Below are 25,113 nucleotides of genomic sequence, written 5' to 3'. Positions count from 1 at the left end.
GGTAACGCAGGTTTCGGCCCGATCAAACGCGGGTTAGGCCAAACCGGCCCGATGGGCGAGAATCGCCAGCTCTGTACGGTCCCGGGCTCCGACTTTTGTCAGAATACGGCTGACATAGGTCCGGGCGGTGGCGGGGCTGAGGTACAGCTCGGCTGCGATCTCGTTGTTGTTACGGCCCTGAGCCAACGCCCTGAGCACCTGAAACTCTCGTTCTGTGAGAGCTGAGAGGTCAGGTCCGTTGCCGGTGGGGGTTCCTGCCGCAACATGATCAATCAGTTTGCGCGTGATCTGCGGAGATAACGGGTACTTCCCGGCCGCGACGTCCTGTATCGCCTGGCGCAACTCGACGCCGGGGGTGTCTTTGAGGAGATATCCCTTAGCCCCGGCACGAAGTGCGCTGAAGACCTCGGTGTCATCGTCGAAAGTTGTCAGTATCAGTACCGGAGGAGCGTCGTCGAGCTCGGCGACTTTCTGCGTGGCGGTCACGCCGTCCATGACTGGCATTCGAATGTCCATGAGAACTAGGTCCGGCTTCAGATCGCGAGTCAGGCTCACGGCATTCCGGCCGTTTTCAGCTTCGCCCACAACTTCGATTCCGGGGTCGTTCTCCACGAGAGCTTTGAGCCCGGCACGGATGAGTGGCTGGTCATCGACAAGCAGAAGGCGGATCATGCGCGCTCTCCCGTGGGTCGGTGCTGCGGGGACCTGTGTGTGGGGAGAGCGGCGCGCACCTCGAAACCGTCCCCTTGCCTTTCGGCAGTGAGCCATCCGCCCAGTGCCGCGGCCCGTTCTTTCATGCCCAGTATTCCAACTCTTGAGCTGTCAGTGCCTGGCCTGTGGCGAAGGGGCCCTTCGTCATGGACCACGATGCTCACTTGGTTATCCTCATCCCGGATCTGAACGAAGGCGCGAGTAGCGTGTGAATGCTTGGCAACATTGGTCAGCGCTTCTTGGACGATCCGGTAGGCAGTCGCTTCCACATCATGATCTAGGTCGGCCCCAGTACGGATATCGGTGTCTAGCTCCAGGGGGGATCCGGCCAGAACAGTCTTTTCGAGGGTCTTGATGTCCAGTGACGGCTGACGGATCTCGTGTTCCCTGAGGGTATGGACGGTGTCACGCAATTGCTTCATCATGCCGCGGCTTGTGGACGTGATGACAGCAAGTGAGCTTTGCGCGATTTTCGGTTCTCCTGGCAGAGCTGCCGTGGCTACTTCCGCGTGCATGCTGATGACAGTGTTCTGGTGACCAAGCGTGTCATGAAGCTCGCGTGCGATGGCGGTGCGCTCCTCCGCCGCGACTCGTTGAGCAAGGGACCGTTCGTGCTCGGCGGTAGCTTCCACCAGACGAGCGGACCGTTGCGCTAAGTCCCGCCTGGCACGGATGCTGTCGCCCAGAGCGATGACAGCTGCCATCAGTGCGATATCGGCAGCCCAGCTATGGACGAACATGGAAAAGACATTGGTGTCTGCCTCGTGCACAAAGGACGCGGCGAGCACCGAAAAGAACAGAGTGAAGACCAGCGCGGCGGCAAGGCTGATAGGCCAGGGATGGCGATCGCGTTCCGCAGCAGAAAAAAGCGCAGCCGCCAGCGGCAGGCCGACGCCGATACTTGGGTATCCCATGGCCGTGTAGCCGCCGAGGGCTGCCACGCTGAGCAGCAGCACAGTCATCGGATACCGGCGCCTGAACAGAAGAACACCGCCCAGCAGAAGAGCGCAAAGATAGGCCGCCGCGTCCGGCGCCCGGAATCCTCCGTTTTCAGCCTGGATGAGCCAACTCACCAGGAGCGTGACGGTAATAGCGAGGATCGCATCAGCAACTCTCGGGCGCTGTGCCAACCATCTGTGGAGCTGCCCCATCAATGGGAATCGTTCAATACGGGGAGCGGCGGCGGACATGATTCAAGTTTAGGTGTGCTGTTGACCAGAGCTAGTCGTCATGAGGCGACTGATACGTCGCCGTCGAGCGACTCCGATTGACGCCTGCAGGCCGATGCATTCCTGAAGTCTGCGGCCTTAGGTTCGTAGGGAAGGGGCACAACAGGTGCCCGAACCAGACCGTAAGGCAGAAAGGTCGCAACGATGAATCTCCCTACAGATGAGCTGCTGCAGCAGTATTTTGATGACCGGCTCGCACTGGCCAAATTCAGCTTCGCCCAGCGGCTGGATAAGTTTCTCGACGCCAATTTGACGATGCATGAGCTGCGCATCATTCTCCTAGTCGCTTCTGGCGCGGTGACCGAAAAGTCCAGACTGATTGCCCTTGTGCAGTTGCCTCCTCACAGTGTGGACGCCACCCTGGGCGGGCTCATCGAGCACGGATATCTTGCGCCGATACCCCCAGGCAGCCAGCGGCTGACGCCTACCGATGAGGCGATGGATCTCTTTGACGCCGCAGCCGACCGGCGCGATGTGACCATGGATATGTTGGCCGATCTCGCCCCCGAGGATCTGAGTGCGCTGGTGCAGGGTACTCAGGCACTTCGCCGCGCAATGGAGGAGGACGCGCAGAGGGAGGGCGGGCTGCTCTCCGCTGGTGTTTTCCAGCAGATGCAACCCGCCTCTTAAGGAGACCTCACCAGCTGCTGATCATCAGCTTGATTGGAACCAGGAGTCAATAATTCGACGAGCTCGCAGTGCGGTGTTCTGCCTGGTGCTTTCGGCGGTATGGGCCAGGGTGAGAGCGAACATGCGAATGGCGGCGGCCAGCTCCTCCTCGGTGGCCCGCTGGGGCATGTGCCCAGCAGCGACAGACGCCCGCCGGACCTCCCTCACCAGCCCTTCCAGATCCGATCGAAGCGCTTCGGCCTGGTCCGGCAGGTCCTCTTCGGCAGTAAGGAGGTCGATTAACGCCGCGGCTTCCGGCGCGCGCTCTTGGATAGTGTTCATCAAGGTCGTGTAGGGGTTCTCCGCTGCCTCGACCTGCTTGCACAGGTTCTCCACGTCTTCTCGGAAGACGGCCGCGGCTAGTGCGGTGCGGCCAGGGAAGTGGCGGTACAGGCTACCTTGTCCGACCCCTGCCCGTTTGGCGATCCGACTCAGCGGTACGGTGCTGCCGTGAAGTGCGAACTCCGCGCGGGCAGCATCCACGAGGGCCCGGCGATTTTCTGGGCCGGCTGAGGGGCCGCGATTGGCTCGGCCTGGGCGTTTCGCTGAGGTCTCTTTCCTTGCTGGCATGCGCTAATCATCGGTCATGCGGTTACCATTGGACTACCGGACACTATGGTCCGGATGGTTGCGGGTTCGGCCCGGACATCTGCGGCCAATTACTTGCGGGTCACGGGGAGCTCAAAATGAACGTTTCAGGAAAAGTAATTGTTGTGACCGGCGGCGGGGCCGGCATCGGTCGTGCCACTGTTCTGGAGCTGCTGAAACAGGGCGCTCGTGTAGCCGCTGCGGATCTCAATGAGTCAGGCCTGCAGGAGACGGCGGTGCTGGCTGGTGCAGGCAACGCTCTGACCATCCACCCGTTGAATGTCGCTGACCGAGAGGCCGTGCTGGCCCTTCCCGAGAAGGTCGTGTCCACCCATGGCACTGTGGATGGCGTGATTAACGTCGCCGGCATCATTCAGCCTTTTGTCCACGTCAAAGATCTGGAGTTCGACGTCATCGAACGCGTGATGAACGTGAACTTCTGGGGAACTGTGAACATGGTGAAGGCCTTTCTGCCGTATCTCCTCGATCGTCCAGAGGCAAGCCTTGTCAACATTGCCAGCATGGGCGCGATTCTGCCTGTTCCAGGTCAGACCGCCTATGGGGCATCCAAGGCGGCCGTGAGGCTGTTGAGCGAAGGACTCTATGCGGAGCTGCAGGGGACCGCGGTGCAGGTCACGGAAGTCTTTCCCGGGGCCATCGGCACCGATATTAAGAAGAACTCGGGACTTGGTGACGCCGGCGATGACGCCAAAGCCGCTGAGGCGAAGACGGTGCCCCCGGAAGAAGCTGCTCGGCAGATCGTGGAAGCCGTCACCAAGAAGAAGTTCCGGTTGCATATTGGCAATGACGCCAAGCTGTTCGACCGGCTCAGCCGCATCATTCCCGAACGCGCCATCCGGATGATCGCCTCCAAGATGAAGGACGTCGGCTAAACACCCGGCAGTAACCAGATGACCGGGCCAGAACCTGCATTTGGGGCCCGGATTGCTCCGATAACGCAGGTTTGGGCCCGGTCAAACGTGGGCTAAGTGCCGCTGGCCCTTTTGCTATCCTGGATTGTTATGAAACACATGGGCATGCCTTCGCGCCGCCTGCGCTCCGCTCTCTGACGGCGCGCAGCACTTTGCTGACCCCTTCGGGTCACTGACTTCAGATCACTGACGTCGGGTCATTGACACTGCACGCCGAAAGCACCGGCAGAAATCTAGCCGGGCGAGCGTCAGCCCAATTATCACCTGCTGATTCCCGCGCATTTTCTGCGCGCGCCCGGCTCCGCTGAATGAACAAACGGAGCAGCAGTGTCCACTCTGAAACTAAGACCATTTCACCTTGCCGCCGATCACCTCACAGTGGTGCGCGGCGACCGCACCATACTCAACCAGCTTTCCTTCCGATTTAGCGCAGGCTCTCGATTGGCCATTGTCGGGGAGAATGGCCGAGGCAAGACCACTCTTCTGCACACCCTGCTAGGACGCGTGACGCCCGATGCCGGCAGTATCAGCCGGTCAGGAACGGTAGCCATTGCCGAACAAGCGCTGGATTTTGATCCCGCCGATACCGTGGGGGTGCTTATCGACCAGGCCGTCGAGCCCTCGCGGCGGGCAGTTGCGGAACTTGATGCGGCTGCCACGGCTCTGGCCAAGGATCCGCAGCACCATGCTGACAGGTTTGCCCAGGCACTGGAGGCAGCTGAACACCTCAATGCCTGGGATGCTGACCGGCGCGTGGATATCGCACTCGAGGCCTTGGGCGCCTGCGCTGATCGCTCCCGCCTGCTTGCTGACCTGTCAGTTGGGCAGCGTTACCGGGTGCGACTCGCGTGCTTGCTCGGTGCTCAGCAGGACCTGCTTTTGCTGGACGAGCCCACAAATCACCTCGATGCCTCGGGCTTGGACTTCCTGACGCAGAAGATTCGCGAACATCCTGGGGGAGTAGCAATCGTCAGCCATGACAGGCAGCTGCTGAAAGATGCGGCGACCCACTTTCTCGACCTGGACCCAACGCACGACGGCGCAGCTCGGCTCTACGGGGGCGGATACGAGGGCTGGCAGCAAGGGCGGCTTAAGGAGCGTGAATCCTGGGAGCAGGAGCGGCAGATGACTGAGCGCCGGCGGCTGCAGGACTCGCTCTCTGCTGCGCAGAACCGGCTCTCCACCGGTTGGCGCCCGGAGAAGGGCACGGGCAAACACCAGCGCCAGTCCAGGGCTCCTTCAGTGGTGCAGCAGGTCAAGCGCCAGGCGGAGGCGCTGGAGCAGCACCAGATGAGTGTGCCACCACCGCCGCTTCGGCTGAATTTTCCGCGTTTGGATTCCAAGTCGACCGCTGTGTACCTTTCCGCCGAACAGATTGCGGTGGCTGATCGGCTCGACCCGGTGAGCCTGCGGCTGCGCGGCGGCGATAAAGTGCTGGTCACCGGGCCCAACGGTGCCGGCAAATCAACGCTGCTTAGGGTGCTGGCCGGTGCGCTGGCTCCGGATCAAGGGAACGTGCACCGCCGAACCGGGGCCCGGATTTCCCTGGTGGGTCAGGAGAACCCAGCGTGGACGGCGTCGCACTCTGCCCGGGAGGTCTTCGAGGCACATGTCGCTGCGCTGGTGAGCTCCAGGTTTATCAGCCCCGGCGATGCCGTGTCCCTGTCTGGTCTGGGGCTGCTTCCATCCGAAGCTTTGCGAGTACCGGTAGCAGATCTATCGCAGGGGCAGCAGAGAAGGCTCGAGCTGGCGATGCGCTTAGCCGAGCGGCCTCATGTGCTGCTGCTGGATGAGCCTTCGAATCACCTGGCGATGCAACTGGTGGACGAGCTGACAGAAGCGTTGCTGGTGACGAAGGCAGCCGTCGTCGTTGCCACGCATGATCGCCAGATGATTGCGGACTTGGGCGGTTTCCGCAGAATCAACCTGCCCGGCGCACCGGCTGCTGGAGTTCGGTGACCCAGTCCGACTGATCTGCCGACTCTGCTCGAACGTAGAGTTCTCGGCAGGGGCCGGAGGGTTCGTACCCGCGGGCAAGGATCTCCTCATGCAGGGCCTGCCAACTGTGGTGGATCTGCATCATAGGTCCCATATGCACCGTGACGAACGCCTCCGGTTCCTGCCGCAGGGTGATGAGCTCAAACCCTTGCTGCTCCGGGCCCGAGTAGGCGTAGCCCACGGTGACCTCGGTGCCCTCCTCGGTCATGTTGTAGGCGGCAACCGGAGTTTCAAGCGCCCCTGGTGTGCTGCCGATGATGGAGGCGATCGCATCGAAGGAGGGGCCCACCACCTCTGCGATCTGGGGCTGTTCAGCCACGACGGCCCTACGAGCGGCCAGCTGGAGGGCGGGCAGGGATTTCTTCACGATTTCACGGGATGACATGTGGTGCTCCTTTTCAATGAGGTGGAGTCTGCGCTCAACATCGGCCAGGCGAGCTTCAGCGATCCGATGCTCCTGCTCCACCTCGGCCCTGCGCCGATGCAGCATCCCAGCCAGCTCCGCCGAACTGATCTCATCAGTCAGCAGCGCGGAGATGTCCTCGATGCCGAAACCCAGCTGGCGCAGCGCCATAATGCGGTGCAGCTGCTCCAACTGTGACGGGTCATATGAGCGGTAACCGGTGAACGGGTCAATATGGGCAGGAATCAGCAGGCCCGCGGAGTCCCAGTGCCGCAGCATGCGGTGAGTCACCTGGCCGATCTGAGCGAAGGCTCCAATGGATAACACGCTTCTAGTTCACCGTCTCCCACAGTGTCAGAGTCAATACCGGTGCCATACATGCCTGCAAGCAACAGCTCGGTTGCCTTGATTCTGTCAGCTGGGGCTCCGGGACTGGTGCGGATACCCATCCTCAGGGGCGCGCAGAGATGGGAACAATTGCAGCCAGACCAGCAGGCTAAGTACGGCGGCACCGGCAAAAGCCGCCCCGAGCCCAGCGCCGTCGGCAACTGCACCGGCCAGTGGTGATCCTAGGGTCTGCCCAATCCCGAGGAAAAAGAACGACAGTGTCACACCACGGACCGTTTCCTTGGGGTACAGCCGGGCAGCCCACAAGATGCACACTCCAGTGAGCGCCATAAACGCCGCACCGAAGAGTCCCGCCGAGACAAACAGCGCAATCAGGCTCGGCTCGGGAAGCGCCATCACCCCGAGAGCGACTGCCCACAGAGTCCAGACGGCCACATTGACCCGAGTCAGTCCGAATCGCCCGGACAGGGATCCGGTGAGACCGCCCAGCAGCCCGGCGGCTCCTATACAGAGCCAGAACCATGCAGCCACCGCGCCGTCGGCGCCTAGATCCTGTAGTCGCTGGATCGAGAAATTCCAGTAGGGGACACTGGTCAGCCCAAGAAGCAGCGAGTGCGCCAGAAGGACCACCAATCCTGGGCGCCTGAACCTCGAGCCCTGCGCTCCTGAGTTGCGCACGGTTGCGCCACGGGTACGGGGCAGCAGCATCACTGCCGCAAGAGTCACCAGACCCGCGACGACGCCGAACCCTACCCACGTGACCCGCCAACCGAAGTTCAGCAGGGGAGTAAACGCCGAAGCCGCCAGCCCGAAGCTGGTACCGATGTTCGCCCAGGTCTGAGCGCGCGGCCGGATCCGCGACGCCACAGTGTCGGTCACCAGCTGCGCCACTGCCGGAGAGACCAGGCCCGCCGACGTTCCGGCCAGGAAGAGCCCTGCGGCGAACACCGGAAGCACCGGTGCCAGCCCTATGGTCAGCAGGCCGAGGCTCGCGCTGGCCCCAGCGGTAATTGTCGCCGCCCGTGAAGACCTGTTCGCCAGCAGCGGTGCGGCGAATAGGCCAGCGGTATAGCCCAGGGTGGAAATGCCGCCGAGCATGCCGATGCCCGAGGCGGCCAGATCGAAGGCGGCAGCGAACTCAGGCACGAAGAGTCCGTAGGCGTAACGAGCAAAGCCGTAACAGATGGCGATGACGGCGGCTCCAGTGCCGGCGATTGCCCACCACGGCTGCGGGCTCGGGCCGTGAGAGCTCGGTGTGGGTTGGGAAGTCGTGCTCATAGGAGACCTCTCGATAGGTATACTTACCGGTATAGTTAGTACTATACTCACCGGTATGGTCCCTACTGATAATTTGCAGCGTAAAACGCAGTTGACTCCGGGCGCCCGAGCGGTACTGGATGCGGCGAGCGCACTGTTCTATGAGCGCGGGATCGGTGCTGTGGGGGTTGACGCGGTGGCGGCCTCTGCCGGGGTGACAAAGAAGACGATCTACGACAGGTTCTCGTCGAAGGCTGCCCTGGTGTGCGCGTATCTTCAGGAGCGCGACTATCGGTATCGGCAGTGGCTTGAGAACTGGATTGCCGCCCATCCGGAGGAAGAGCCAGTACTTGCGGTCTTTGATGCGCTTGAATCCTGGATGGCCGAGCACGGCCGCCAGGGCTGCGCATTCGTGCACGCGCATGCCGAGCTGCTGTCCACACCGGAGCACCCGGCGCACGAGATTATTCGCGGTCAGAAACGCTGGCTGCAGCAGAAGTTCCAGCAGCTGCTAGAGGAGTCCGGCCATCAGCAGTCGCAGCAGATGGCCACGGCGCTGCTGACCCTGCACGAAGGCGCGACCGTGCTGCGCTCAGTCTCTGACTTCCCTGCTGCTATCAGCGACGCGCGCACATCCGCGGCGCAGCTTCTGCCTTAAGTTCCTCTTTCCGTGGGGAGACTGCACCAGCAGGTCCCTCTCACTGGACCTCGGCATCCGGCGGGGCCACACTGTGGCGCTGAGCGCCGTCGATCGAGGCGACGCCGTTGACTGCGCCTAGCCTTTGCGTACCCGAAACCTCGTCGCTTTGAACTGACGTCCCTTCGGTATACCCGGTGATCTGGCCCAGGCTGCGCAGCACCTTCTCCACCACCAGGCCGGCCTCCTGCAACTGAGCGACGACGTCGTCGATATGGCTCAAATGCTCATCATCCACCGTAATGACCCAGTGCTGCGGCTCTGCCGGGCCAACCTCTGCCGTCCCAGTTCCTGGCACGCCGGCCCCTGTGGTTGGCGACTCCGACACCAGGTTCGCCGGTACCGCCGCCAGTCCCGCACCCACATCCTCTGCGGCAGCTCCTTGAACCGGGACCGCCGCAGAAATCAGGGCATCCCACAACTCTTGACCACGCAGTCCGCTGGCCCCCGCGATCACTGCAGCAATCCCCGAGACATGTGGAGCCGCCATTGAGGTGCCGCTGATGCTCTGATAACGCTGCGGGGTCGGCCAGGCCGAATAGATCTCCACCCCGGGGGCGGCAATATCGATCTCACCGCCCTCATGCGGCAGCGATCGCGCAGAAAAGTCCGCGATCCGCAGCTGCTCGTCCACCGCGGCCACCGCCATCACATATGGGCTGTTCGCCGGCGCGCCCACAAAACCGTGGTCTCCGGCACTGCGGTGAGCATTATTGCCTGCTGCCGCAATCATCACAGCACCCTGCTCCAAAGCCCGCCGACCAGCAGTTACATAGGGAGGATGCACCTGGGGCACATCAGCTCCCAAAGACATAGAGATCACCTGGCAGTCGTTCTGCAGCGCCCAGTCGATACCCGCCAGGATAGAAGTATCTGAGCCCGCGCCGTCGTCCCCGAGAACCTTGGCGGAGTAGATCTCTGCCTCCGAGGCCACACCATAGCCGGGGCTCTGCGCAGCCCCCGCGGCCGTGTGCCACGGTCCGCAGGCAGTGCCAATGCAGTGCGTCCCATGGCCGTGAACATCCTGCGGACCCTGACCGGTGATGAAAGACTCCACGACGACGCTCCTGTCGGCAAAGTCAGGATGGGAGGCGTCAAAGCCGGTATCAAGTACCGCCACCCGCACACCGGCGCCCGCCGCACCGGTCTGCACGGCCCGGCGGATCTGTACTGCCTCCAGACCCCAGGTGAACTCACCGGCACCAGGTGAGTCCCCGCCGTCGCGATCTGCACCTGCGTTAATCGCGTAATAGGTCAGCTCCGGGAAGTACTGCATGGGCCGCTGCTGCGCAGCGCAGCGTCCCCGAAAAGCCTCCAGGCGCTCGGGCTCATCCTCCACCACGCCAATGCCCAGCCGCGGGAAGTAGATATCGGTGGAAAAGCCCTGGGTATGAAGCAGCCCGGGCGCTTCCCGATGCCGGACCTCTTCATCGGCGGTATCAAACGAGATCACGAATCGTCCCATAGTCGGCGGCTCCAGTTCTGCGCATCGCCCGCGCTGAGTTCTCCGGTAACTGAGTTCTCCTGTATCGGTGACGGCTACGCTACTGGCCGACTCGACGTCGCGGAACCCCCGGACCTGCCTCGTTCACTCATCCCACGCGATAACCAAAGGCCCTATAGAAGCTGGTTCGGCCGATCCGGGTCACCGTGCGATGGATGCGGCAGTAGTCAGCGCTCCGGTGACGCCTGAGTAGTCTCCCAGTGCAGGACGCTTCAGTGGCGGAACACCTGCCCCTTGAGAGGTATCCAAATAGTCACCGAGGAACTGGCGCATTGAATCTGAAGCACTCCCCAACAGCCCAGGGATCTTTGAGACACCCCCGCCGACGACGATCAACTCTGGGATCCCGGTGAGGGCAAGGGTGCTGCACAGCTGGCCCACGTAGTAAGCGCAGAACTGTGCGATTGCCTCCTGATCCTGCGAAGCTCGCCGCTGCGCTAACGCCGGCCCCGAGGCCATCCCCTCTAGGCAGTCGCCATGTGTGGGACAGCTGCCGGCGAAATCGTCATCAGCGTGCCGACGGACAGCTACATGCCCCAACTCGGGACGTCTGGCCCCGGACACCAGTTCTGTCCCGGCGAGAAGGCTAACCCCTACTCCCGTTCCGACGGTGACGTAGGCGGCGCCTGTGGTGTTCTGAGCCGCACCTGCGCGGTGCTCTCCCAGCAGGGCCCCGTCAACATCAGTCATCAGTGCAAACGCGGGGTCATCGAGACCCTGGGCGAACTCTCTGACATCAGTTCCTCGCCAAGCGGTCTTCGGCGTGTTGAGGAGCTGGCCATAGGTTGCAGAGGTCGCGTCCACGTCAACCGGGCCGAAGGAGGCCACCGCGAGACCGCGAATGGGGGTGTGGGCGTGATGCTCGGCGAAAAACGCCTGCGCCTGTGGAATGGTCTCTGCTGGATCCAGAGTGGGGATGATAGCTACGTCCAGGATTCTGCTGGGATTCTCCGCCCCAGCAATGGCACACATAATCTTGGTACCGCCGGTCTCTATTCCTGCGACAAGATAAGTCAATCCATCACCTGACTAGGTCTGCTCCCTGACTAGGTCTGCTCCGAGCATGGACGAGCGCTGAATCTCCTCATAGCTGAGCCTGCTCTTGCTCGCCAAGGGATAGCACCGGCTCGGACATTGTGTTCGATGACAATACTCCTAGCATCATCAGCGCAGTCTTGGAAGCACGGTCGGCACCTCGTCGCGGAACCCCCGGACCTGCCCTGCGCGGTGTTGCGTGATGCTTGCACCAGTCAACAGCGCGCATAATGGGGGACTGTGACTGGTACTGACTCAACCCCACGCGTCGGAGTTCTAGGCGACGGGCAGCTTGCCCGCATGATGGCCCCGGCGGCTGTGGAGCTCGGCATCGAGCTGCATCTGCTGGCCGGCAGCGCCGAAGCCTCAGCGGCTCAGGTGATCCCTCACACCGTCTTCGGGGACTACCGCAGCGTGGAGGACGTGCTGGCCTTCGCCAAGGGGCGGGAGGGCCGGGCCATGGATGCCATCACCTTTGACCACGAACACGTGCCCGCAGAGGTGCTCGATGCCCTCGCCGAGGCTGGCATCGCCATGAACCCCGGACCGCAGGCGCTCCTCTTCGCCCAGGACAAACTGGCCATGCGCCGGGCCGTGGAGGACCTCGGGCTGCCTAACCCGCGCTGGAATGAGGTCCATACCGCCGAGGAGCTGATCAGCTTCGGCAACGCCATCGGCTGGCCGGTAGTGCTGAAGACCCCGCGCGGGGGTTATGACGGCAAAGGCGTGATGATCATCGACGACGCCGCGGCCGTCCAGTCCGCCGAGGTCACCGAGTGGTTCTCCCGTGCCGAGCAGCAGCAGACCGGCCTGTTGGCCGAGCAGAAAGTTCCCTATAGCCGTGAGCTCTCCGCCCAGGTGGCTCGCTCACCGCGAGGCGAGATTGTGGCCTATCCAGTGGTCGAATCCACCCAGACCAACGGGGTCTGTGACGAAGTCATCGCCCCGGCACCGCGCACCAGTGCTGAGCATGTTGCCGAGGCAGAACGCATCGCCCGCACCATCGCTGAAGACTTAGGCGTCACCGGCATGCTGGCTGTGGAGCTCTTCGAAATCACTGAGACCTCAGATGCCGACGTCGCCCCCGGAATCTACGTCAACGAACTCGCCATGCGCCCGCACAACTCCGGGCACTGGACCATGGATGGTGCGGTCACCAGCCAGTTCGAGCAGCATCTGCGTGCTGTGCTGAACCTGCCGCTGGGCAGCACCGCGGTGACCGGTGGGGCCGGGGGATATGTGGTGATGAAGAACCTGCTGGGCGGGCGCAACCAGGACCTGCACGCCGCCGTCCCCTCTGCAATGCGCCGATCCCCGCATTCAAAGATCCATCTCTACGGCAAGGACCCCAAACCCGGACGCAAGATCGGGCACGTCAATATTCTCAGCCAGACCACCCGTCCCTCAGAGGCCTACGAGGCCTCCCGCAAACGGCTTGAGCGGGCCCGGCACACTGCCGCAGAGACAGCGCGCCTCATCGTAGAGGGCCCCGACGATCACACCCAGGAGAATCAGGCATGAGCACCGCAGAGACACCCCTGGTCGGTCTGGTCATGGGGTCCAATTCGGACTGGCCCACTATGAAAGCCGCTGCTGAGGCGCTGGATGAATTCGGCATCGGCTTTGAAGCGGATGTGGTCTCCGCCCACCGGATGGCTGAAGAGATGATCGCCTATGGCAAGAAGGCCCACACCCGCGGTATCCGTGTGATCATCGCCGGTGCCGGCGGGGCCGCCCACCTTCCGGGCATGCTGGCCTCGGTGACGCCCTTGCCGGTGATCGGTGTGCCGGTGCCGCTGAAATACCTCGACGGCATGGACTCGCTGCTGTCCATTGTGCAGATGCCCGCCGGGGTCCCGGTGGCCACAGTGTCAGTGGGCGGCGCGCGCAACGCCGGGCTGCTAGCAGTGCGCACTCTGGCCGCCGGCAGCGACGAGATGGCCGCCGAACTGCGGAACAAGCTGCTGGAGTTCCAGCAGAAGCTGGCGGCCGAAGCCCATGCCAAGGGAGAAGCACTGCGTACTGAAGCTGCGCAGCTTTCCACCTTCCGCCCGCGCAGCGACTCACCTGCAGCCGACGACGCCGCACCCAGCACTGAATCCCCCTACGCCGCAGGCGCTGCTTAAACCGTGATCACACCCACTATCACCTACCACGAGTTCAGCGGCTCAGCCGATGCCCTGCGCGATCCGCGCACTGCTAGCCCTCAGGACCGCACCCGCCGGGCACTGATTCTTACGGCACTGACACTGTTCATTCCCGGCGGCGCGCAGATCGCGGCAGGCTCACGGGCCCTGGGCCGGGCGGCGCTGGCGGTCACCGTCGGGTGCTGGTTCCTGCTGCTCTTAGGCGCAGCGTTCTTCTTCACCATGCGCGGAGTGCTGCTCAGCGCGCTGACGCAGCCCTTCATCATGTGGGTGGCCGCAGCACTGCTGGCAGGCCTGGCCATCGGATGGCTGCTGCTGTGGCTGGACACTTTCCGGCTCATCCGCTTCGCCACGCTGGCTCCGGGATTCAAACCGATCATCGCAGTGACCCTCATCGTGCTCATCACCCTCACCAGCGGTGGACTGGGCTACGCGGCGCACCTGGTGAATCAGGGACGTGAAGCACTGTCAGGGATCTTCTCCTCCGGTCCTTCCATTCCGGCAGAGGAAGGGCGCTATAACTTCCTGTTATTGGGAGCTGACTCCGGGGAGGGCCGCGAAGGTGTGCGCCCGGACTCGATCCACATGATCTCGGTCAATCAGGACACCTCCGAGAGCATCATCTTCTCCATCCCGAGGGACTTCCAGAACGCGCGGTTCAGCGAAGACTCTCCCATGCGACAGGTTTACCCGGAGGGTTATAACTGTGGCAATGAGTGCATTATCAACTTCCTCTACACCGAGGTGACCAACCAGTACTCCCACCTCTACCCAGAGGCCCAGGATCCTGGGGCTGAAGCCATGATGGAAGCCATCTCCGGCACCCTTGACCTGAGTATCCACGGCTACGTGATGGTAGATATGGGCGGATTCTCCGAGCTGATCGACGCCATGGGCGGAGTCACCGTGGAGACCAGCGGCTGGGTCCCCTATGACGGCCGGCACCCGGAGACTGATCGCTGGGGTGATTGGTGGTTTGAGCCCGGTATCCATACCTTCAACGGAGACCAAGCCCTCTCCTATGCGCGGTCTCGGAAGTACTCCTCCGACTACAACCGCATCCAGCGCCAGCAGTGTATCCAGCAGGCGATGGTCGCCCAGTTCACCCCGCAGACCCTGCTGACCCGGTTCACCGAACTGATGCAGGCCAGTGAGAATCTGTTCGAAACCAACATCCCGCAATCCCAGCTGGGCAGCCTGCTGAACTTGGCGGTGGATGCGCAGCAGCACAATCCCCAGCGCCTGGTTCTTGGTGCCCCGGATTTCGGTCCGCCCTCGGAGCTGTTCTCCACCTACCCGGACTTTGACCGCATCCACGCTCGCGTAGATGAGCTGATCGCTAATGAAGGTCAGGAAGAAGAGACCGAAGACACTGCAACCCCGGAGAACCAGGCGCAAGAGAACTCAGATCAGGATCAGACTGAACCTGCGGAGGATTCCAGTGCTGGGTCTGCCCCCGGCCCCACACCGGAGCACAGTGATCCGGCGGTCTCTGGTGACATGCCACCGGCTGATAGTGACACAGCACCGGCTGAGCTGACCCAACCAGATGGTTCGCCGCTCACCATGGAATACCTCATAGAGGCTGAGCAGGCAGGCAATCTGGCAGTGCTGGAAGAAGCAGCCCGCGATAACAACGAGTGCACCCCGGTGCGGGGTTGATCTGGACAGGCTGATCTGGACCGCTGAACATACGCCCAGTGCTGCTGGTACCAGTGGCTGAGACCGCAGGGCACCTCAGTTGCGGCGTCGTCGGCTTGTTGTGAAGCTGGGAGTTTGGCCACAATCTGCTGCAGATGCCACGAAATACCTCTGACCGGGCACAGCCCGCTGGTATGGTTCATCCGGTGTTCAGGATGATCAACCCCGTTCGCGAGTACGCGTGGGGGTCAACTCACGCGTTCAGCGAGCTCTTTGGCTGGCCCCCTTCGGCGACCCCGCAGGCCGAAATCTGGATGGGAACCCACTCGGGTGCGCCCTCAGAGGTGCAGCTGGAGAATCGCGATGCCACCATGCCGCTGCGCGAGGTCCTTAGGTCCGAGCTGCCTTTCCTGCTGAAGATTCTTGCCGCTGATAAGCCGCTGTCCATTCAGGCTCACCCCACCCAGGCTGCTGCTCGAGCTGGTTTCGAGTCAGAGAACTCTGCTGGCATTGAGCTCACAGCCGCACAGCGCAATTACAAGGACCCCCACCACAAACCCGAACTGATTGTGGCGATCACCGAATTCTCCGCGCTCTGCGGCTTTCGGCCCTATGCTGAGGCCGCCGCTGATCTGCGCGCACTCTCTGATGCGCTGCAGAAGGACTACCCGGGGTTGGAGGTGCTCCTCCAGCACGTGGAGTCGCAGAACTACGACGCCGCCCTGGAATGGGTGCTGCGCAGCGGAGCGCCCGAGGCTGGCGCCGTGGCAGCTGCTCTGGGAGAGGCGGCAGCTGACGGGGTGCTCACCGACGTTGGACTCAACGCAGTGCTGGTGGATACCCTGCAGCGCACGACTGCTGCATTCCCCGCCGATCCGGGGGTTCTGGTGGCCACCCTGCTCAACCGGATTGATCTGCGCCCCGGTGAGGGACTCTTCCTGCCGGCAGGGAACCTGCATGCCTATTTGAGCGGGGTGGGCGTGGAAGTCATGGCTGCTTCAGACAATGTCCTGCGCGGAGGCCTGACATCCAAACATATTGATGTCCCCGAACTCCTTGCTGTTGTTCAGCCAGAAGTGCTGCCGCTGCCGTACTGTGAACCAGTCAGCACCCAGAGCGGGGTGCTCAACTACTTACCGCCGGTAGAAGAATTTCAGCTAACACGTATAGATTTCCCTGCAGCGGGTTCGGCCCACACGCTGAGCCCGCAGGCTGCAGCCGTTGCCATCTGCACCGCAGGCACGGTCCACGCCCGGGCCGCCGAAGACACGAGGACTCTCACGCTTGCTGCCGGCGAGTCAGTTTTTATTGACTCAGGCGAGCAGATCACATTCAGCACTGACCAGGAGGCTCAGATTTTCATCGCTATCGCTCAGGGTTCGCCGGCGCGGGAGGACGCATGATGTCCCAACTGTGGTCTAAAGGGATAGGTCTCTTCCGCACCTTGTGGCGTGAACTGGCCAAGTTCGGCGTCGTCGGGGGAGTGGCCTTCATCATCGACTCCGGCATCTTCATCTGGCTGATCTCCGGCCCGATGGCGGACTCCCATGTGAAATCCAAAGCCATTGCGGTCGCAGTGGCGACGCTGTTCTCCTGGATCGGCAACCGATACTGGACGTTCCGGCACCAGCGCACCAAGACGCGCAGCCGCGAGCTGGTGATGTTTGTTGTCATGAACCTGATCGGACTTGGTATTCAGTCCGGCTGTGTGGCCTTCTCCTACTACGTGCTGGGCTTGACCTCAACGCAGGCATCATTCATCTCCGGAAGCGTCATCGGCATGATCCTTGCCATGTGCTTCCGATTTGTTGCCTACAAGTTCTGGGTTTTCACTGGGGAAACCGTTGCAGTCCGCTGACCTGGGGTTTTAGTGTCACTGATCGGCTAGTGTTGAAAGAACTGGCGGAAGTGTTGAAAAGTCTCTAGATTCAGTGCTCATGGCAAGCATCAAGACGGCGACGCGCAAAGACGGCAGTGCTGTCTACTACGTCCTCTATCGAGACCCTGACTATCGCCGCCCAGACGGGAAGCTGAAGCAATCCAGCAAGACCTTTGATGACCCGCATGAGGCTCAGTTGCTTGTTGACTTCCTCAACGCCAATGGCCAGTCCTTCAGGCTCGCGGAGGAGGCCGTGGTGGCAATGCGGTCAACGGCTCCCACGCTTAACGCCCTCATTGACTACTGGATTCGCTACGAGTCGCACGGCACAACTGCGACCAAGGACCAATACCGGGACACCATGGACCGGCACGTAACGGACAGCATCGGCAAGATGAAGCTGGATGTGTTGAAACGGGAGCATGTTGTCCGTTGGTTCGAGGGCTTGCCCGTGAAGGCAGTCACGAAGAAGGGCATTCACGGCATTCTCTCCAGCGCCTTGGATTTCGGCGTCGAGTCGCCAGACTGGCCTATTGGGCAGAACCCGGGGAAGGGGATAAAGTCCCCAGATACTAATGAAGTTGTGGAGCAGGTCTATCTGACCGCCCAGCAGTACCAGCTCATGGAAGATGCCGTCATTGACGTGGTGGAGGAAGGGCACAAGCGCCCGAAGCGCAAGAACTTGGGTGTGCCGGTTCTGGTGAACACCTTGGTCAATTCTGGGATGCGCTTTGCTGAAGCTACCGCCCTGCGCGCACATATGGATGTGACGGAGCGCGCAGACGGACGCGCTCAGATCACTATTGCGCGGGCTTGGAAGGTCTACCGCCAGCATCGCTACATTGGCGGGCCCAAGTCCAAGGCCGGCATCCGAACGATCATCCTGCCGATGAAGTCATCTCAGATTCTTCTGGGGTATCAACAGACGGTGGACCCCGGTGAGCTGCTTTTCCAGCGGGTGACTGGTGGGCCGCTGTTCTCCGCGACGTTCTATGATGCGTATTGGAGCCCCGCCAGGGAGTTGGCGCAGGAGCGTGGCCTTCATGTGCGGCCCCGGGTGCATGATCTGCGGCATACTCACGCGTCATGGCTGATTGCCAAGGGGGCTGATCCGAAAGCGTTGCAGGCGAGACTAGGGCATAAGTCTATTCAGATGACTTACGACCGGTATGGGCATCTATACGATGATGCCGCGCTGAAGCTGGCAAGCCTCCTGGAGGCCTAGGGCCCTGCTCAGGCGCTCTTTCGCAGCTTAGCTACTTTGGTAGTGATCTGGGTCTTAGTGCGCTCCAGGGAGGCCCTGGCCTGGTCAGGGACCGCGCGAGAGTCCGGCCAGCCGGCTACCCAGCGCTCTAGGGTGTCGGCAGCCTTATCAGGCTCTCCCGTGCTGAGGTACAGCTCCGCTGTCATCTTGTACCAGTAGAACTGCGGCTCTCGGGTGTCGAACTGCTCTAGGGTCTCTACCGTCTCCAGAATCAGCTCCAGCAGCTCCAGGGCCTTAGCTGTCAGCCCGGTGCTGATCCAGTGATCTAACGTCAAATGCCAGTCATTGAGGTCACGGCCCCAGACCAGGCGGCGCCGGTAAAGCTCCTCAGTGTTGATCTGCTCTATGAGCAAGTCAGGGTCTACGTGCTCAGGCTGCACTCGTGGCCTCCGGGGCATCTGCGGCCTGTGCGGCCCTGAGTGCTTCGTTGGTGGTGACAATCTCTTGGGCGATGGCAATAAGAGCGTTGCGCTGGCTTCTGGAGAGGTTCCGCACGCCTTCGGGAAGCGGCAGGGGCGGGCCTAGTAACTCCTCTTCATCAATGAGCCCTAGGCTTTCGGCGCACGCTTTGACGACGACGCTGGGCCGCACTCCCAGCCCTTTGGCCAGTCCGCGCAGAGACTCCGGGGAGGGGAAGACCTTCATGGGCGACTTGGCCATTTGGTGGATGCGCCCGGGGCTTGGTGTGCCGCCGCAGTCTTTAGCCAGGGCTTCGTATGTCCGGGCTCCTTTCAGCGACTCTATGAGGTCATGAATTGGTGTGGTCATAGTTCTCCTACGTAACAGTTCGAGGCCCCTCATTTAGAGGCGCGTAACGGCCATTCTGCCCCTGTTCACAGTGGCGGTCTAGGAAAACTTCCCGAATTTTCGCGGTTTTCATGCCTGTTGCGAACAGGTCTCACAGTGGTGAAACTGGTTCAGGTTTAGCCCTGCGATACAGATATTTAGAGTCACAATGGACAGGAATTCACAGTGACGGGTACTCTGGTGCCACCAATCCAGCCACATAGGGAAATCACCAGAGGCCGCTATGAAACTCCGCAATACCGCCGCCATCCGCGCCTTCGTCGGGCGAGAGCCTGGCGCCGAAATGACAGCTTCCGAGCTGGCCCGACGCGCTGACTGTGCGCCCAGCACCATTGACCACCTACGGAACGGGCGCATGACCACCTGCACAGCCGATCTGGCTGAGCGAATCGAAACCGCCCTGGGCGTCGCACCGGGCACAATCTTCATCAACGAGAACGAACCCAAGGCCGGGGTAACCACCATGGATGCCCCAGTGGCCCGCCGCTCCGCCAGCATCGCTATTGGGGGTGGACGCAATGAGCGCAGTTCTAGCTGACATTCCGCCCCTATACACGCCGGAGGAGCTTGAAGCTCACTTCGGGAAGGACCACGAGGGCAAGAGGAAGTTCACCGCCTGGGAGATGCGGGAGATGGTCCGCAAGGGAAAAGTGGACTGCACGCGACTGGGGCGCGGAAAGATCGCATTCACTCCAGATCAAGTGAGCGCCATGCTGGCTGCTCGGGTGGAGAGGGCCGAGGGGCCATCCCGGCCAGCGAAGCCGAAGGCCCCAGAGGTGGCCGCAGCAGAAGCGCTGGGATTCCGAACCTCCAAGCGCCAGAGGAAGTGAAAAAGGAGGAGCCTCTTCACCTATCCAGCCACGGATTGGGTCACCAGAGGCTCCTCCTCACTCAACCACCAATAGAGACTCGCGGGCGGGCTAGAGCCGCCGCTTGCGCCTATCAGTGAACTGGTCGGCACCACCCGTTACCAGTGCCTTCTATCCTATCGCGCCAGCTCCCGTCATCACAGCTTCTGTCAGTCTGTGGATTCGCGGCATATCGCAACACGAGAAATATGTCTTGCAAAGCAATACACGACCACCTACACTAGCTAATGTCATATTAGCGTAATGCGCGTGATTGACCTCACCGGCCCGCCAAGCCCGTGAGTACCTAGCAGCACTCAACCACCATCAAGGAGGACAAAATGCCGAACACCGGACCGAGCACCTACGAGGTCGGGATGGCCATGCTGCGCCGTCGCCGCTCACCTCTGCTCATCGCAGACTTCCTGACCCTGGCCCTTCGCCGTGAACAGGAGGCCACAGCATGATCAGCCCATGGTTTGAGGACTTCCTGGAGTCCCGCGATATCCACCTCACCCCTGCCGGTGAGCTTGTAGCGTCCGCCGCCACCGTGCTGCTGGCGCTGGCCACCCTCTGGGCCATGATCGCCCTCACCGTGGCCGTCCTCGTCGGGATCGGAGGCTGACCACAATGACATCCAGCGCACTGGCCTTCGCCTACGACGGCGCAGTCAACTTCGCCACCCCCAACGCCACCCTGGTGCTTCCGGCTGATGCTCCTCGTGAGGCATGGCTGGAGGCCCGCACCCAGGGCATCGGAGGCTCAGATGTCTCCGCCATCGTCGGACTCAACAAATGGGCATCTGCCTATAGCGTCTGGCTGGACAAGCTGAAGCTTGCACCCCCGAAGCCGGAAACCATGGCCATGAAGATGGGCAACCTCTTAGAGCCCATCGTTCGGGAACTCTTCACTGAGGCCAGCGGCCTGCGGGTGCGGCAGCGCGGACTTCTGCGCTCCAAGTCCCACCCCTTCATGCAGTACACCCCCGATGGGCTCACCGAAGACGGCGGCCTGCTGGAATGCAAGACCTCCAACGGCTGGCTGAGCCATGAATGGGAAGACGGCCAGGTTCCTGACCACGCTGAGCTTCAGGTTCAGCACGGCATGGCCGTCACCGGTCGAACCCACGCCTGGGTGTGTGGCCTCCTGGATGGACGTGATTGGTTCATGCGCCGCATTGAGCGGGACGACGACCTGATCACCGAGCTGATCGCCATTGAGGAGCGCTTCTGGACCCAGCACGTCCTCACCAGTGAGGCGCCGCCCGCAGTGAAGTCTGATCTGGAGCTGCTGAAAGCGCAGTACGGCAACGCTGTCTCTGAGCCGCCAGCCACCGCGCCTGTAGCTGAGCTGGCTGAGCTGCGTGAAGCCCACACGAGCCTGGGCAAGCAGATCAAGGAGCTGGAGAAGGAGCGGGACAACACCGCGGCCCGCATCCGGCAGTTGGCCGGGGATAAGGAACTCCTGGCTGGCGCTGAGGATCAGCGGGTCTACTTCACGATCAAGCAGAACGGTGCCTTTTCTGCCCGGAAGTTTGAGGCGGATCATCCGGAGCTGGCCGCGAAGTACCAGAAGACGGTCACCCAGCTTGATTCCAAGGCGCTCCAGGAGGCAGAGCCGGGCCTTTACGGAAAGTACCGTGCCCGTGTGCTGCGCGCCCCGGCGTTGAAGGACGCCAAGTAATGACCACGGCACCACTGGAGCGGCTGAAAGCGAAGGTGGAGGAAGCCCCTAGCGGTTGCTGGCTCTGGACGGGCTTCTCCCACAAGTCAGAGGCCCGCTTCGGATACAAACGCAAGGACGGCACCAAGATTTTCAGCGCAGTCCGAGCGGCCTGGGAGCTTCACGGCAACCCGTGGCCAGAAGAGGGCCAGGAGCTTTTCAGCACCTGCGGGGAAGCGCTCTGCGTGAACCCCGATCACCGGGTCATCGGGCACCGCTCCGCTGGCCCATTCACCAAGCACGGCAAGACACTCATCCACCAGTAGAGAGAGACACCATTATGGGAAAGAACCTCACCTCCCGCGTGAGCAGCGCGAATAAGGCAGTGGCCCAGCAGGCCGAACCATCGTTGGAGACCACGATCCGGGGAATGGAGCAGCAGTTCGCGCTGGCGATGCCACGCGGTGCTGAAGCCTCCCAGCTTGTCCGTGATGCCATTACCTGCCTGCGCCAGACACCCAAGCTCCTGGAGTGCGACCGCACCAGCTTCCTGGGGGCACTGATGACCTGCGCGCAGTTGGGCCTGCGGCCCGGTATCGGCGCACTGGGTCAGGCGTACATCCTGCCCATGAACGTCTGGAATCCCCAGAAGCGGACCAAGGAAATGACCGCCGTGTTCATCCTGGGCTACCAGGGGATGCTGGACCTTGCGAACCGCTCCAATGAGATTGACATCGTGGTCGCCCGCCCGATCTACGAGGGTGACCAGTTCGAGATTGACTATGGCACCGACGAGCTGCACCATAAGCCGTCCTTTGGTGACCGTGGGCAGGTGAAGGGCTACTACGCGAAGTTCCGCCGCAAGGGCTCCGACTACCAGACCGTGGAATTCATGAGCGTGAAGGACGCGCAGGAGCACCGCGATAAGTTCGCCATGGCGAAGAAAGACGGCCAGGTGGTGGGCCCCTGGAAGGACCACTTTGACGCGATGGCCCTGAAGACCGTTGTGCGCCGACTCTTCAAGTGGATGCCGCGCGACACCACCATCCAGAACGCGATTGTCTCGGATGAGAGCGTGCGCCTGGACACCACCGCATCCGCTGACCTGACCCAGGTGACCCACCGTGTGGAGGAGCCGGAAGCCGTGGAGGGCAAGGTGATGGAGAACTCCCGCGGCCTGCCCTCCGGTGTGGGAGAACCAAACTTCGACCCGGAGACGGGGGAGCTGAATGACGGTGCTGGCGGATGGGCACCGCAGGATGCGGGATGGGCTCAGCCGGAGACCGCCGGACAGGCAGGTAACTGACATGGCGGGGGAGACCATCATCACCGTGGTTGGGAACCTGACCGCTGACCCTGAGCTGCGGTTCACCCCATCGGGGGCCGCGGTATCGAACTTCGTCATTGCTTCCACGCCCCGGTTCTTTGACCGGCAGACCAACGAATGGAAGGACGGAGAGACCCTGTTCGTGCGGTGCAGTCTCTGGAAGGAGGCCGCTGAGAACGCCGCGGAGTCCCTGGCCAAGGGCACGCGGGTCATCGCGCAGGGCCGTTTGAAGGCTCGCAGCTTTGAGACCAAGGAGGGCGAGAAGCGCACCTCTTGGGAGCTGGATGTGGACGAGATTGGCCCGAGCTTGCGCAATGCGACCGCTCAGGTGTCCCGTGTTCAGCGTGCCGATGCTCAGCCGCAGGGCGGGCAGCCTGGAGGCTTCACGGGCGGGTTCGGCGGGGGATATGGCCAGCCGCAGGGGCAGGGGCAGGCTCCTGCTGGTGGGGGCTGGGATGTTCCCACTGGCGGTGAGCCGCCCTTCTAGGGGTTCGTCCCTCCCCGGAGTCGGCTGGGCGGGCACAGTGGCTTGGTCACGTTGATCAAGAACTGAGGAGCTTGCCCAGCCCATGGCTGATTACCGCCCATCGAATGCCCCTGCTGACCTTCGCAAAAGTGAGGCTTGGCCTCTGCATAAGGCCCGGAAGCGGTGGCGAGAGCGCAACCGCAAGCGCATCGCCGCCCAGGCCCAGGCGCGCCGTGATCGCGCCGCTACTACTAACACTTACTGAGGAGACCCCGACTTATGAATAAGAACGCCCGTGCCGCCCGTGGTGCCCTGATGTGCAACTCCTGTGACAAGCCGATCAACCCGGTAACAGGTGAATGCGCGTGCTCCGACTAGCGGGGCGAGACCACGGAGACAGTAGGGGAGTGATGAGATGTGGCTGAGAATCACCGCCGCTTGAACGTGGGACTGTGGCGTGAGGGCAGTGACTTCAGGGAAGTGCCGCCCTACGCGCAGTTGCTCTATCTCATGATGATTGGGGACGATCACACCCGCTCTACCGGCTATCTGATCTTGGCCCCTGGGCGGTTTAGCGAGATGGCCCCGACCTGGACCACAGAGGATGTGGAGACGGCTCTGTCTGAGCTGGAGGACCGCGGCTACATCATCGTTGACCGGAAATATCAAGAGGTGTTGATCCGCACCTACACCAAGCATGATTACCACCTGAAGAACGAGAAACGGGCCAAGGGTGTGGCCAATCAGCTCGCGTTCATTCAGTCACCGGCGATTAAAGATGCTTTCGCGCTTCAGCACGCGCGTCTTCAGATCGCGCAGCCCGAGCTTGTGTGTTGGGCGGTTTGGCAGGCCTCTTATCCGCAGTTGTATGCGGAGATTCAGCGACACCGGCAGGCCCTGGTGCAGGAGGGTCAGCCTGATGCTGCGCCTGTGGAGAATCTGGACTATGTGACCGGTGAATTGCTCCCGGACGAGTATGACATGCGTCCCACACCGGTCTATTAGTGACCTCCGATGTGACACCAGAAGTGATACCGGAAGTGACTTCATAACTGACTCCACATGTGACATCCCTAGTCACATCTAAAGGGACACCCGAAGTCACTTCCGAAGTCACTCCGCTCACCGGTAAAAACCCCGGAAACACAGGCGAAGAAGTCACATCGCAAGTCACATCAGAAGTCACTTCACAAGTGACACCGGGAGTCACACCCGAAGCAAAGTACTACAAAGTACTCCAAACACCTCACCTCTTACTCTCTCCTTACCAGAAAGGAAATCAAGAAATAAAAATCATTCATCACCAAATAACTTAACTACAGTGCCAGCCGCCACCCTGTGGAAAACCCACACTCAACCACCGGAGACCCACCAATGACCCCCACACACGACGGCCCAACAACACCACCCCACGGACGCCCACCCGTCCCCCCACACACCCGCATCACCCTCGAAGCCGCAGAAACACTAGCCAGCCTCATCAACCTCATCCGCAACGACTGGCACCAACCCGGAATCTTCAAAGCCCTCGAACGAAACGCCCCCTACGCCACCGCCCTAGACATCACCCTCGCCACCACACACGCAGCCCGAACCCCCGAAAACAAAACCCCCGCCATCCTCGACTACCCCGGACCCCACTGGGACCACACCACCCAAACCGACCCCAACACCCCCACCAGCAAGCCCACACCCCAGCCC

General features: G+C 61.9%; 30 protein-coding genes. 21 read left to right on the top strand and 9 right to left on the bottom strand.

The window, feature by feature from the left end; all coding sequences use genetic code 11:
* Nucleotides 1-33: 33 nt before the first annotated feature.
* The gene (locus ABEA23_RS03630; RefSeq protein ID WP_345476715.1) at nucleotides 34-672 is read right to left on the bottom strand and encodes a response regulator; all 639 of its coding nucleotides are present in this window, start codon (nucleotides 670-672) and stop codon (nucleotides 34-36) included.
* Nucleotides 669-1,901 (bottom strand): sensor histidine kinase, encoded by a 1,233-nt coding sequence (locus ABEA23_RS03625; protein WP_345476714.1) that lies wholly within the window; start codon nucleotides 1,899-1,901, stop codon nucleotides 669-671. Before ABEA23_RS03625 ends, ABEA23_RS03630 begins: the two co-directional genes overlap by 4 nt.
* 183 nt (nucleotides 1,902-2,084) lie before the next feature.
* Between ABEA23_RS03625 and ABEA23_RS03620 the strand changes: the two genes are divergently transcribed.
* Nucleotides 2,085-2,570 carry a hypothetical protein gene (locus tag ABEA23_RS03620; RefSeq protein ID WP_345476713.1) on the top strand — a complete coding sequence of 162 codons (486 nt, stop codon included), beginning with the start codon at nucleotides 2,085-2,087 and terminating at the stop codon, nucleotides 2,568-2,570.
* 24 nt (nucleotides 2,571-2,594) lie between these two features.
* Here the strand turns inward: ABEA23_RS03620 and ABEA23_RS03615 are convergent, their stop codons facing one another.
* Nucleotides 2,595-3,179 (bottom strand): TetR/AcrR family transcriptional regulator, encoded by a 585-nt coding sequence (locus tag ABEA23_RS03615; protein WP_345476712.1) that lies wholly within the window; start codon nucleotides 3,177-3,179, stop codon nucleotides 2,595-2,597.
* A gap of 116 nt (nucleotides 3,180-3,295) precedes the next feature.
* Here ABEA23_RS03615 and ABEA23_RS03610 point away from each other — a divergent pair, with 116 nt between their 5' ends.
* Nucleotides 3,296-4,090: an SDR family NAD(P)-dependent oxidoreductase gene (locus ABEA23_RS03610; protein WP_345476711.1), complete on the top strand. Its 795-nt coding sequence runs from the start codon at nucleotides 3,296-3,298 to the stop codon at nucleotides 4,088-4,090.
* A 366-nt stretch (nucleotides 4,091-4,456) separates the two neighbouring features.
* Nucleotides 4,457-6,088, top strand: a complete 1,632-nt coding sequence (locus ABEA23_RS03605) for an ABC-F family ATP-binding cassette domain-containing protein (RefSeq protein WP_345476710.1) — start codon at nucleotides 4,457-4,459, stop codon at nucleotides 6,086-6,088.
* On the opposite strand, the gene ABEA23_RS03600 is transcribed toward ABEA23_RS03605, so the two are convergent.
* Entirely contained in the window at nucleotides 6,051-6,857 is an 807-nt protein-coding gene (locus ABEA23_RS03600) for a MerR family transcriptional regulator (protein ID WP_345476709.1), read from the bottom strand. The two genes, ABEA23_RS03605 and ABEA23_RS03600, sit on opposite strands and share 38 nt — an antisense overlap.
* An 87-nt stretch (nucleotides 6,858-6,944) precedes the next feature.
* Entirely contained in the window at nucleotides 6,945-8,156 is a 1,212-nt protein-coding gene (locus ABEA23_RS03595) for an MFS transporter (RefSeq protein ID WP_345476708.1), read from the bottom strand.
* Between the two features lie 55 nt (nucleotides 8,157-8,211).
* Between ABEA23_RS03595 and ABEA23_RS03590 the strand changes: the two genes are divergently transcribed.
* Entirely contained in the window at nucleotides 8,212-8,793 is a 582-nt protein-coding gene (locus ABEA23_RS03590) for a TetR/AcrR family transcriptional regulator (RefSeq protein ID WP_345476707.1), read from the top strand.
* A gap of 40 nt (nucleotides 8,794-8,833) precedes the next feature.
* Here ABEA23_RS03590 and ABEA23_RS03585 read toward each other — a convergent pair whose 3' ends face one another.
* The gene (locus ABEA23_RS03585) at nucleotides 8,834-10,297 is read right to left on the bottom strand and encodes a S8 family serine peptidase (RefSeq protein ID WP_345476706.1); all 1,464 of its coding nucleotides are present in this window, start codon (nucleotides 10,295-10,297) and stop codon (nucleotides 8,834-8,836) included.
* A 180-nt stretch (nucleotides 10,298-10,477) separates the two neighbouring features.
* On the bottom strand, nucleotides 10,478-11,353 hold the full coding sequence (locus ABEA23_RS03580) for an ROK family protein (RefSeq protein ID WP_345476705.1): 876 nt from the start codon (nucleotides 11,351-11,353) through the stop codon (nucleotides 10,478-10,480).
* A gap of 258 nt (nucleotides 11,354-11,611) precedes the next feature.
* Between ABEA23_RS03580 and ABEA23_RS03575 the strand changes: the two genes are divergently transcribed.
* From ABEA23_RS03575 to ABEA23_RS03550, 6 genes are all read left to right on the top strand, one after another.
* Nucleotides 11,612-12,892, top strand: a complete 1,281-nt coding sequence (locus ABEA23_RS03575) for a 5-(carboxyamino)imidazole ribonucleotide synthase (RefSeq protein ID WP_345476704.1) — start codon at nucleotides 11,612-11,614, stop codon at nucleotides 12,890-12,892.
* Nucleotides 12,889-13,497, top strand: coding sequence for a 5-(carboxyamino)imidazole ribonucleotide mutase (gene purE / locus ABEA23_RS03570; RefSeq protein WP_345476703.1), 609 nt, complete (start codon nucleotides 12,889-12,891; stop codon nucleotides 13,495-13,497). Before ABEA23_RS03575 ends, purE begins: the two co-directional genes overlap by 4 nt.
* Before the next feature lie 3 nt (nucleotides 13,498-13,500).
* Nucleotides 13,501-15,180 (top strand): LCP family protein, encoded by a 1,680-nt coding sequence (locus ABEA23_RS03565; RefSeq protein WP_345476702.1) that lies wholly within the window; start codon nucleotides 13,501-13,503, stop codon nucleotides 15,178-15,180.
* A gap of 134 nt (nucleotides 15,181-15,314) precedes the next feature.
* Complete coding sequence (gene manA, locus ABEA23_RS03560; RefSeq protein WP_345476701.1) at nucleotides 15,315-16,562, top strand: mannose-6-phosphate isomerase, class I; 1,248 nt, start codon at nucleotides 15,315-15,317, stop codon at nucleotides 16,560-16,562.
* Nucleotides 16,559-17,017, top strand: coding sequence for a GtrA family protein (locus ABEA23_RS03555; protein WP_345476700.1), 459 nt, complete (start codon nucleotides 16,559-16,561; stop codon nucleotides 17,015-17,017). Before manA ends, ABEA23_RS03555 begins: the two co-directional genes overlap by 4 nt.
* Before the next feature lie 79 nt (nucleotides 17,018-17,096).
* Complete coding sequence (locus tag ABEA23_RS03550; RefSeq protein ID WP_345476699.1) at nucleotides 17,097-18,263, top strand: tyrosine-type recombinase/integrase; 1,167 nt, start codon at nucleotides 17,097-17,099, stop codon at nucleotides 18,261-18,263.
* An 8-nt stretch (nucleotides 18,264-18,271) separates the two neighbouring features.
* Here ABEA23_RS03550 and ABEA23_RS03545 read toward each other — a convergent pair whose 3' ends face one another.
* Both ABEA23_RS03545 and ABEA23_RS03540 read right to left on the bottom strand, forming a co-directional pair.
* Nucleotides 18,272-18,682, bottom strand: a complete 411-nt coding sequence (locus ABEA23_RS03545; RefSeq protein WP_345476698.1) for a tetratricopeptide repeat protein — start codon at nucleotides 18,680-18,682, stop codon at nucleotides 18,272-18,274.
* Nucleotides 18,672-19,070 (bottom strand): hypothetical protein, encoded by a 399-nt coding sequence (locus tag ABEA23_RS03540; protein WP_345476697.1) that lies wholly within the window; start codon nucleotides 19,068-19,070, stop codon nucleotides 18,672-18,674. Before ABEA23_RS03540 ends, ABEA23_RS03545 begins: the two co-directional genes overlap by 11 nt.
* A 262-nt stretch (nucleotides 19,071-19,332) precedes the next feature.
* Between ABEA23_RS03540 and ABEA23_RS03535 the strand changes: the two genes are divergently transcribed.
* The 11 genes from ABEA23_RS03535 to ABEA23_RS03485 form a co-directional block, all read left to right on the top strand.
* Nucleotides 19,333-19,647 carry a helix-turn-helix domain-containing protein gene (locus tag ABEA23_RS03535; RefSeq protein WP_345476696.1) on the top strand — a complete coding sequence of 105 codons (315 nt, stop codon included), beginning with the start codon at nucleotides 19,333-19,335 and terminating at the stop codon, nucleotides 19,645-19,647.
* Nucleotides 19,628-19,939, top strand: coding sequence for a hypothetical protein (locus ABEA23_RS03530; RefSeq protein ID WP_345476695.1), 312 nt, complete (start codon nucleotides 19,628-19,630; stop codon nucleotides 19,937-19,939). Before ABEA23_RS03535 ends, ABEA23_RS03530 begins: the two co-directional genes overlap by 20 nt.
* A 359-nt stretch (nucleotides 19,940-20,298) precedes the next feature.
* Complete coding sequence (locus ABEA23_RS03525) at nucleotides 20,299-20,424, top strand: hypothetical protein (RefSeq protein WP_345476694.1); 126 nt, start codon at nucleotides 20,299-20,301, stop codon at nucleotides 20,422-20,424.
* Nucleotides 20,421-20,582 (top strand): hypothetical protein, encoded by a 162-nt coding sequence (locus ABEA23_RS03520; protein WP_345476693.1) that lies wholly within the window; start codon nucleotides 20,421-20,423, stop codon nucleotides 20,580-20,582. Before ABEA23_RS03525 ends, ABEA23_RS03520 begins: the two co-directional genes overlap by 4 nt.
* Before the next feature lie 5 nt (nucleotides 20,583-20,587).
* Nucleotides 20,588-21,640, top strand: coding sequence for a YqaJ viral recombinase family nuclease (locus tag ABEA23_RS03515; RefSeq protein ID WP_345476692.1), 1,053 nt, complete (start codon nucleotides 20,588-20,590; stop codon nucleotides 21,638-21,640).
* On the top strand, nucleotides 21,640-21,945 hold the full coding sequence (locus ABEA23_RS03510; protein ID WP_345476691.1) for a hypothetical protein: 306 nt from the start codon (nucleotides 21,640-21,642) through the stop codon (nucleotides 21,943-21,945). The genes ABEA23_RS03515 and ABEA23_RS03510 overlap by 1 nt, the downstream gene beginning before the upstream one ends.
* A 14-nt stretch (nucleotides 21,946-21,959) precedes the next feature.
* On the top strand, nucleotides 21,960-22,925 hold the full coding sequence (locus ABEA23_RS03505) for a recombinase RecT (protein ID WP_345476690.1): 966 nt from the start codon (nucleotides 21,960-21,962) through the stop codon (nucleotides 22,923-22,925).
* Nucleotide 22,926: 1 nt separating this feature from the next.
* Nucleotides 22,927-23,433, top strand: a complete 507-nt coding sequence (locus tag ABEA23_RS03500; protein WP_345476689.1) for a single-stranded DNA-binding protein — start codon at nucleotides 22,927-22,929, stop codon at nucleotides 23,431-23,433.
* 82 nt (nucleotides 23,434-23,515) lie between these two features.
* Nucleotides 23,516-23,677, top strand: a complete 162-nt coding sequence (locus tag ABEA23_RS03495) for a hypothetical protein (RefSeq protein WP_345476688.1) — start codon at nucleotides 23,516-23,518, stop codon at nucleotides 23,675-23,677.
* A 152-nt stretch (nucleotides 23,678-23,829) separates the two neighbouring features.
* Nucleotides 23,830-24,417, top strand: a complete 588-nt coding sequence (locus ABEA23_RS03490) for a hypothetical protein (protein WP_345476687.1) — start codon at nucleotides 23,830-23,832, stop codon at nucleotides 24,415-24,417.
* A gap of 369 nt (nucleotides 24,418-24,786) precedes the next feature.
* On the top strand, nucleotides 24,787-25,113 hold a 327-nt coding region (locus ABEA23_RS03485), incomplete at its 3' end, for a hypothetical protein (RefSeq protein ID WP_345476686.1).

The sequence above is a fragment of the Nesterenkonia rhizosphaerae genome, assembly GCF_039544555.1.
Classification (GTDB): domain Bacteria; phylum Actinomycetota; class Actinomycetes; order Actinomycetales; family Micrococcaceae; genus Nesterenkonia; species Nesterenkonia rhizosphaerae.
Note: the sequence above shows the minus strand (reverse complement) of the source record. Positions and strands in the feature narration are given on the sequence as shown.

Excerpts from the sequence above, each read along its gene's own strand:
- manA (WP_345476701.1), top strand. The coding sequence starts at position 15,315 with ATGCCACGAAATACCTCTGACCGGGCACAGCCCGCTGGTATGGTTCAT.
- purE (WP_345476703.1), top strand. The coding sequence starts at position 12,889 with ATGAGCACCGCAGAGACACCCCTGGTCGGTCTGGTCATGGGGTCCAAT.
- ABEA23_RS03530 (WP_345476695.1), top strand. The coding sequence starts at position 19,628 with ATGAGCGCAGTTCTAGCTGACATTCCGCCCCTATACACGCCGGAGGAG.
- ABEA23_RS03525 (WP_345476694.1), top strand. The coding sequence starts at position 20,299 with ATGCCGAACACCGGACCGAGCACCTACGAGGTCGGGATGGCCATGCTG.
- ABEA23_RS03550 (WP_345476699.1), top strand. The coding sequence starts at position 17,097 with ATGGCAAGCATCAAGACGGCGACGCGCAAAGACGGCAGTGCTGTCTAC.
- ABEA23_RS03500 (WP_345476689.1), top strand. The coding sequence starts at position 22,927 with ATGGCGGGGGAGACCATCATCACCGTGGTTGGGAACCTGACCGCTGAC.
- ABEA23_RS03535 (WP_345476696.1), top strand. The coding sequence starts at position 19,333 with ATGAAACTCCGCAATACCGCCGCCATCCGCGCCTTCGTCGGGCGAGAG.
- ABEA23_RS03540 (WP_345476697.1), bottom strand. The coding sequence starts at position 19,070 with ATGACCACACCAATTCATGACCTCATAGAGTCGCTGAAAGGAGCCCGG.
- ABEA23_RS03510 (WP_345476691.1), top strand. The coding sequence starts at position 21,640 with ATGACCACGGCACCACTGGAGCGGCTGAAAGCGAAGGTGGAGGAAGCC.
- ABEA23_RS03555 (WP_345476700.1), top strand. The coding sequence starts at position 16,559 with ATGATGTCCCAACTGTGGTCTAAAGGGATAGGTCTCTTCCGCACCTTG.
- ABEA23_RS03630 (WP_345476715.1), bottom strand. The coding sequence starts at position 672 with ATGATCCGCCTTCTGCTTGTCGATGACCAGCCACTCATCCGTGCCGGG.
- ABEA23_RS03505 (WP_345476690.1), top strand. The coding sequence starts at position 21,960 with ATGGGAAAGAACCTCACCTCCCGCGTGAGCAGCGCGAATAAGGCAGTG.
- ABEA23_RS03615 (WP_345476712.1), bottom strand. The coding sequence starts at position 3,179 with ATGCCAGCAAGGAAAGAGACCTCAGCGAAACGCCCAGGCCGAGCCAAT.
- ABEA23_RS03515 (WP_345476692.1), top strand. The coding sequence starts at position 20,588 with ATGACATCCAGCGCACTGGCCTTCGCCTACGACGGCGCAGTCAACTTC.
- ABEA23_RS03595 (WP_345476708.1), bottom strand. The coding sequence starts at position 8,156 with ATGAGCACGACTTCCCAACCCACACCGAGCTCTCACGGCCCGAGCCCG.
- ABEA23_RS03590 (WP_345476707.1), top strand. The coding sequence starts at position 8,212 with ATGGTCCCTACTGATAATTTGCAGCGTAAAACGCAGTTGACTCCGGGC.
- ABEA23_RS03620 (WP_345476713.1), top strand. The coding sequence starts at position 2,085 with ATGAATCTCCCTACAGATGAGCTGCTGCAGCAGTATTTTGATGACCGG.
- ABEA23_RS03495 (WP_345476688.1), top strand. The coding sequence starts at position 23,516 with ATGGCTGATTACCGCCCATCGAATGCCCCTGCTGACCTTCGCAAAAGT.
- ABEA23_RS03520 (WP_345476693.1), top strand. The coding sequence starts at position 20,421 with ATGATCAGCCCATGGTTTGAGGACTTCCTGGAGTCCCGCGATATCCAC.
- ABEA23_RS03610 (WP_345476711.1), top strand. The coding sequence starts at position 3,296 with ATGAACGTTTCAGGAAAAGTAATTGTTGTGACCGGCGGCGGGGCCGGC.
- ABEA23_RS03585 (WP_345476706.1), bottom strand. The coding sequence starts at position 10,297 with ATGGGACGATTCGTGATCTCGTTTGATACCGCCGATGAAGAGGTCCGG.
- ABEA23_RS03625 (WP_345476714.1), bottom strand. The coding sequence starts at position 1,901 with ATGTCCGCCGCCGCTCCCCGTATTGAACGATTCCCATTGATGGGGCAG.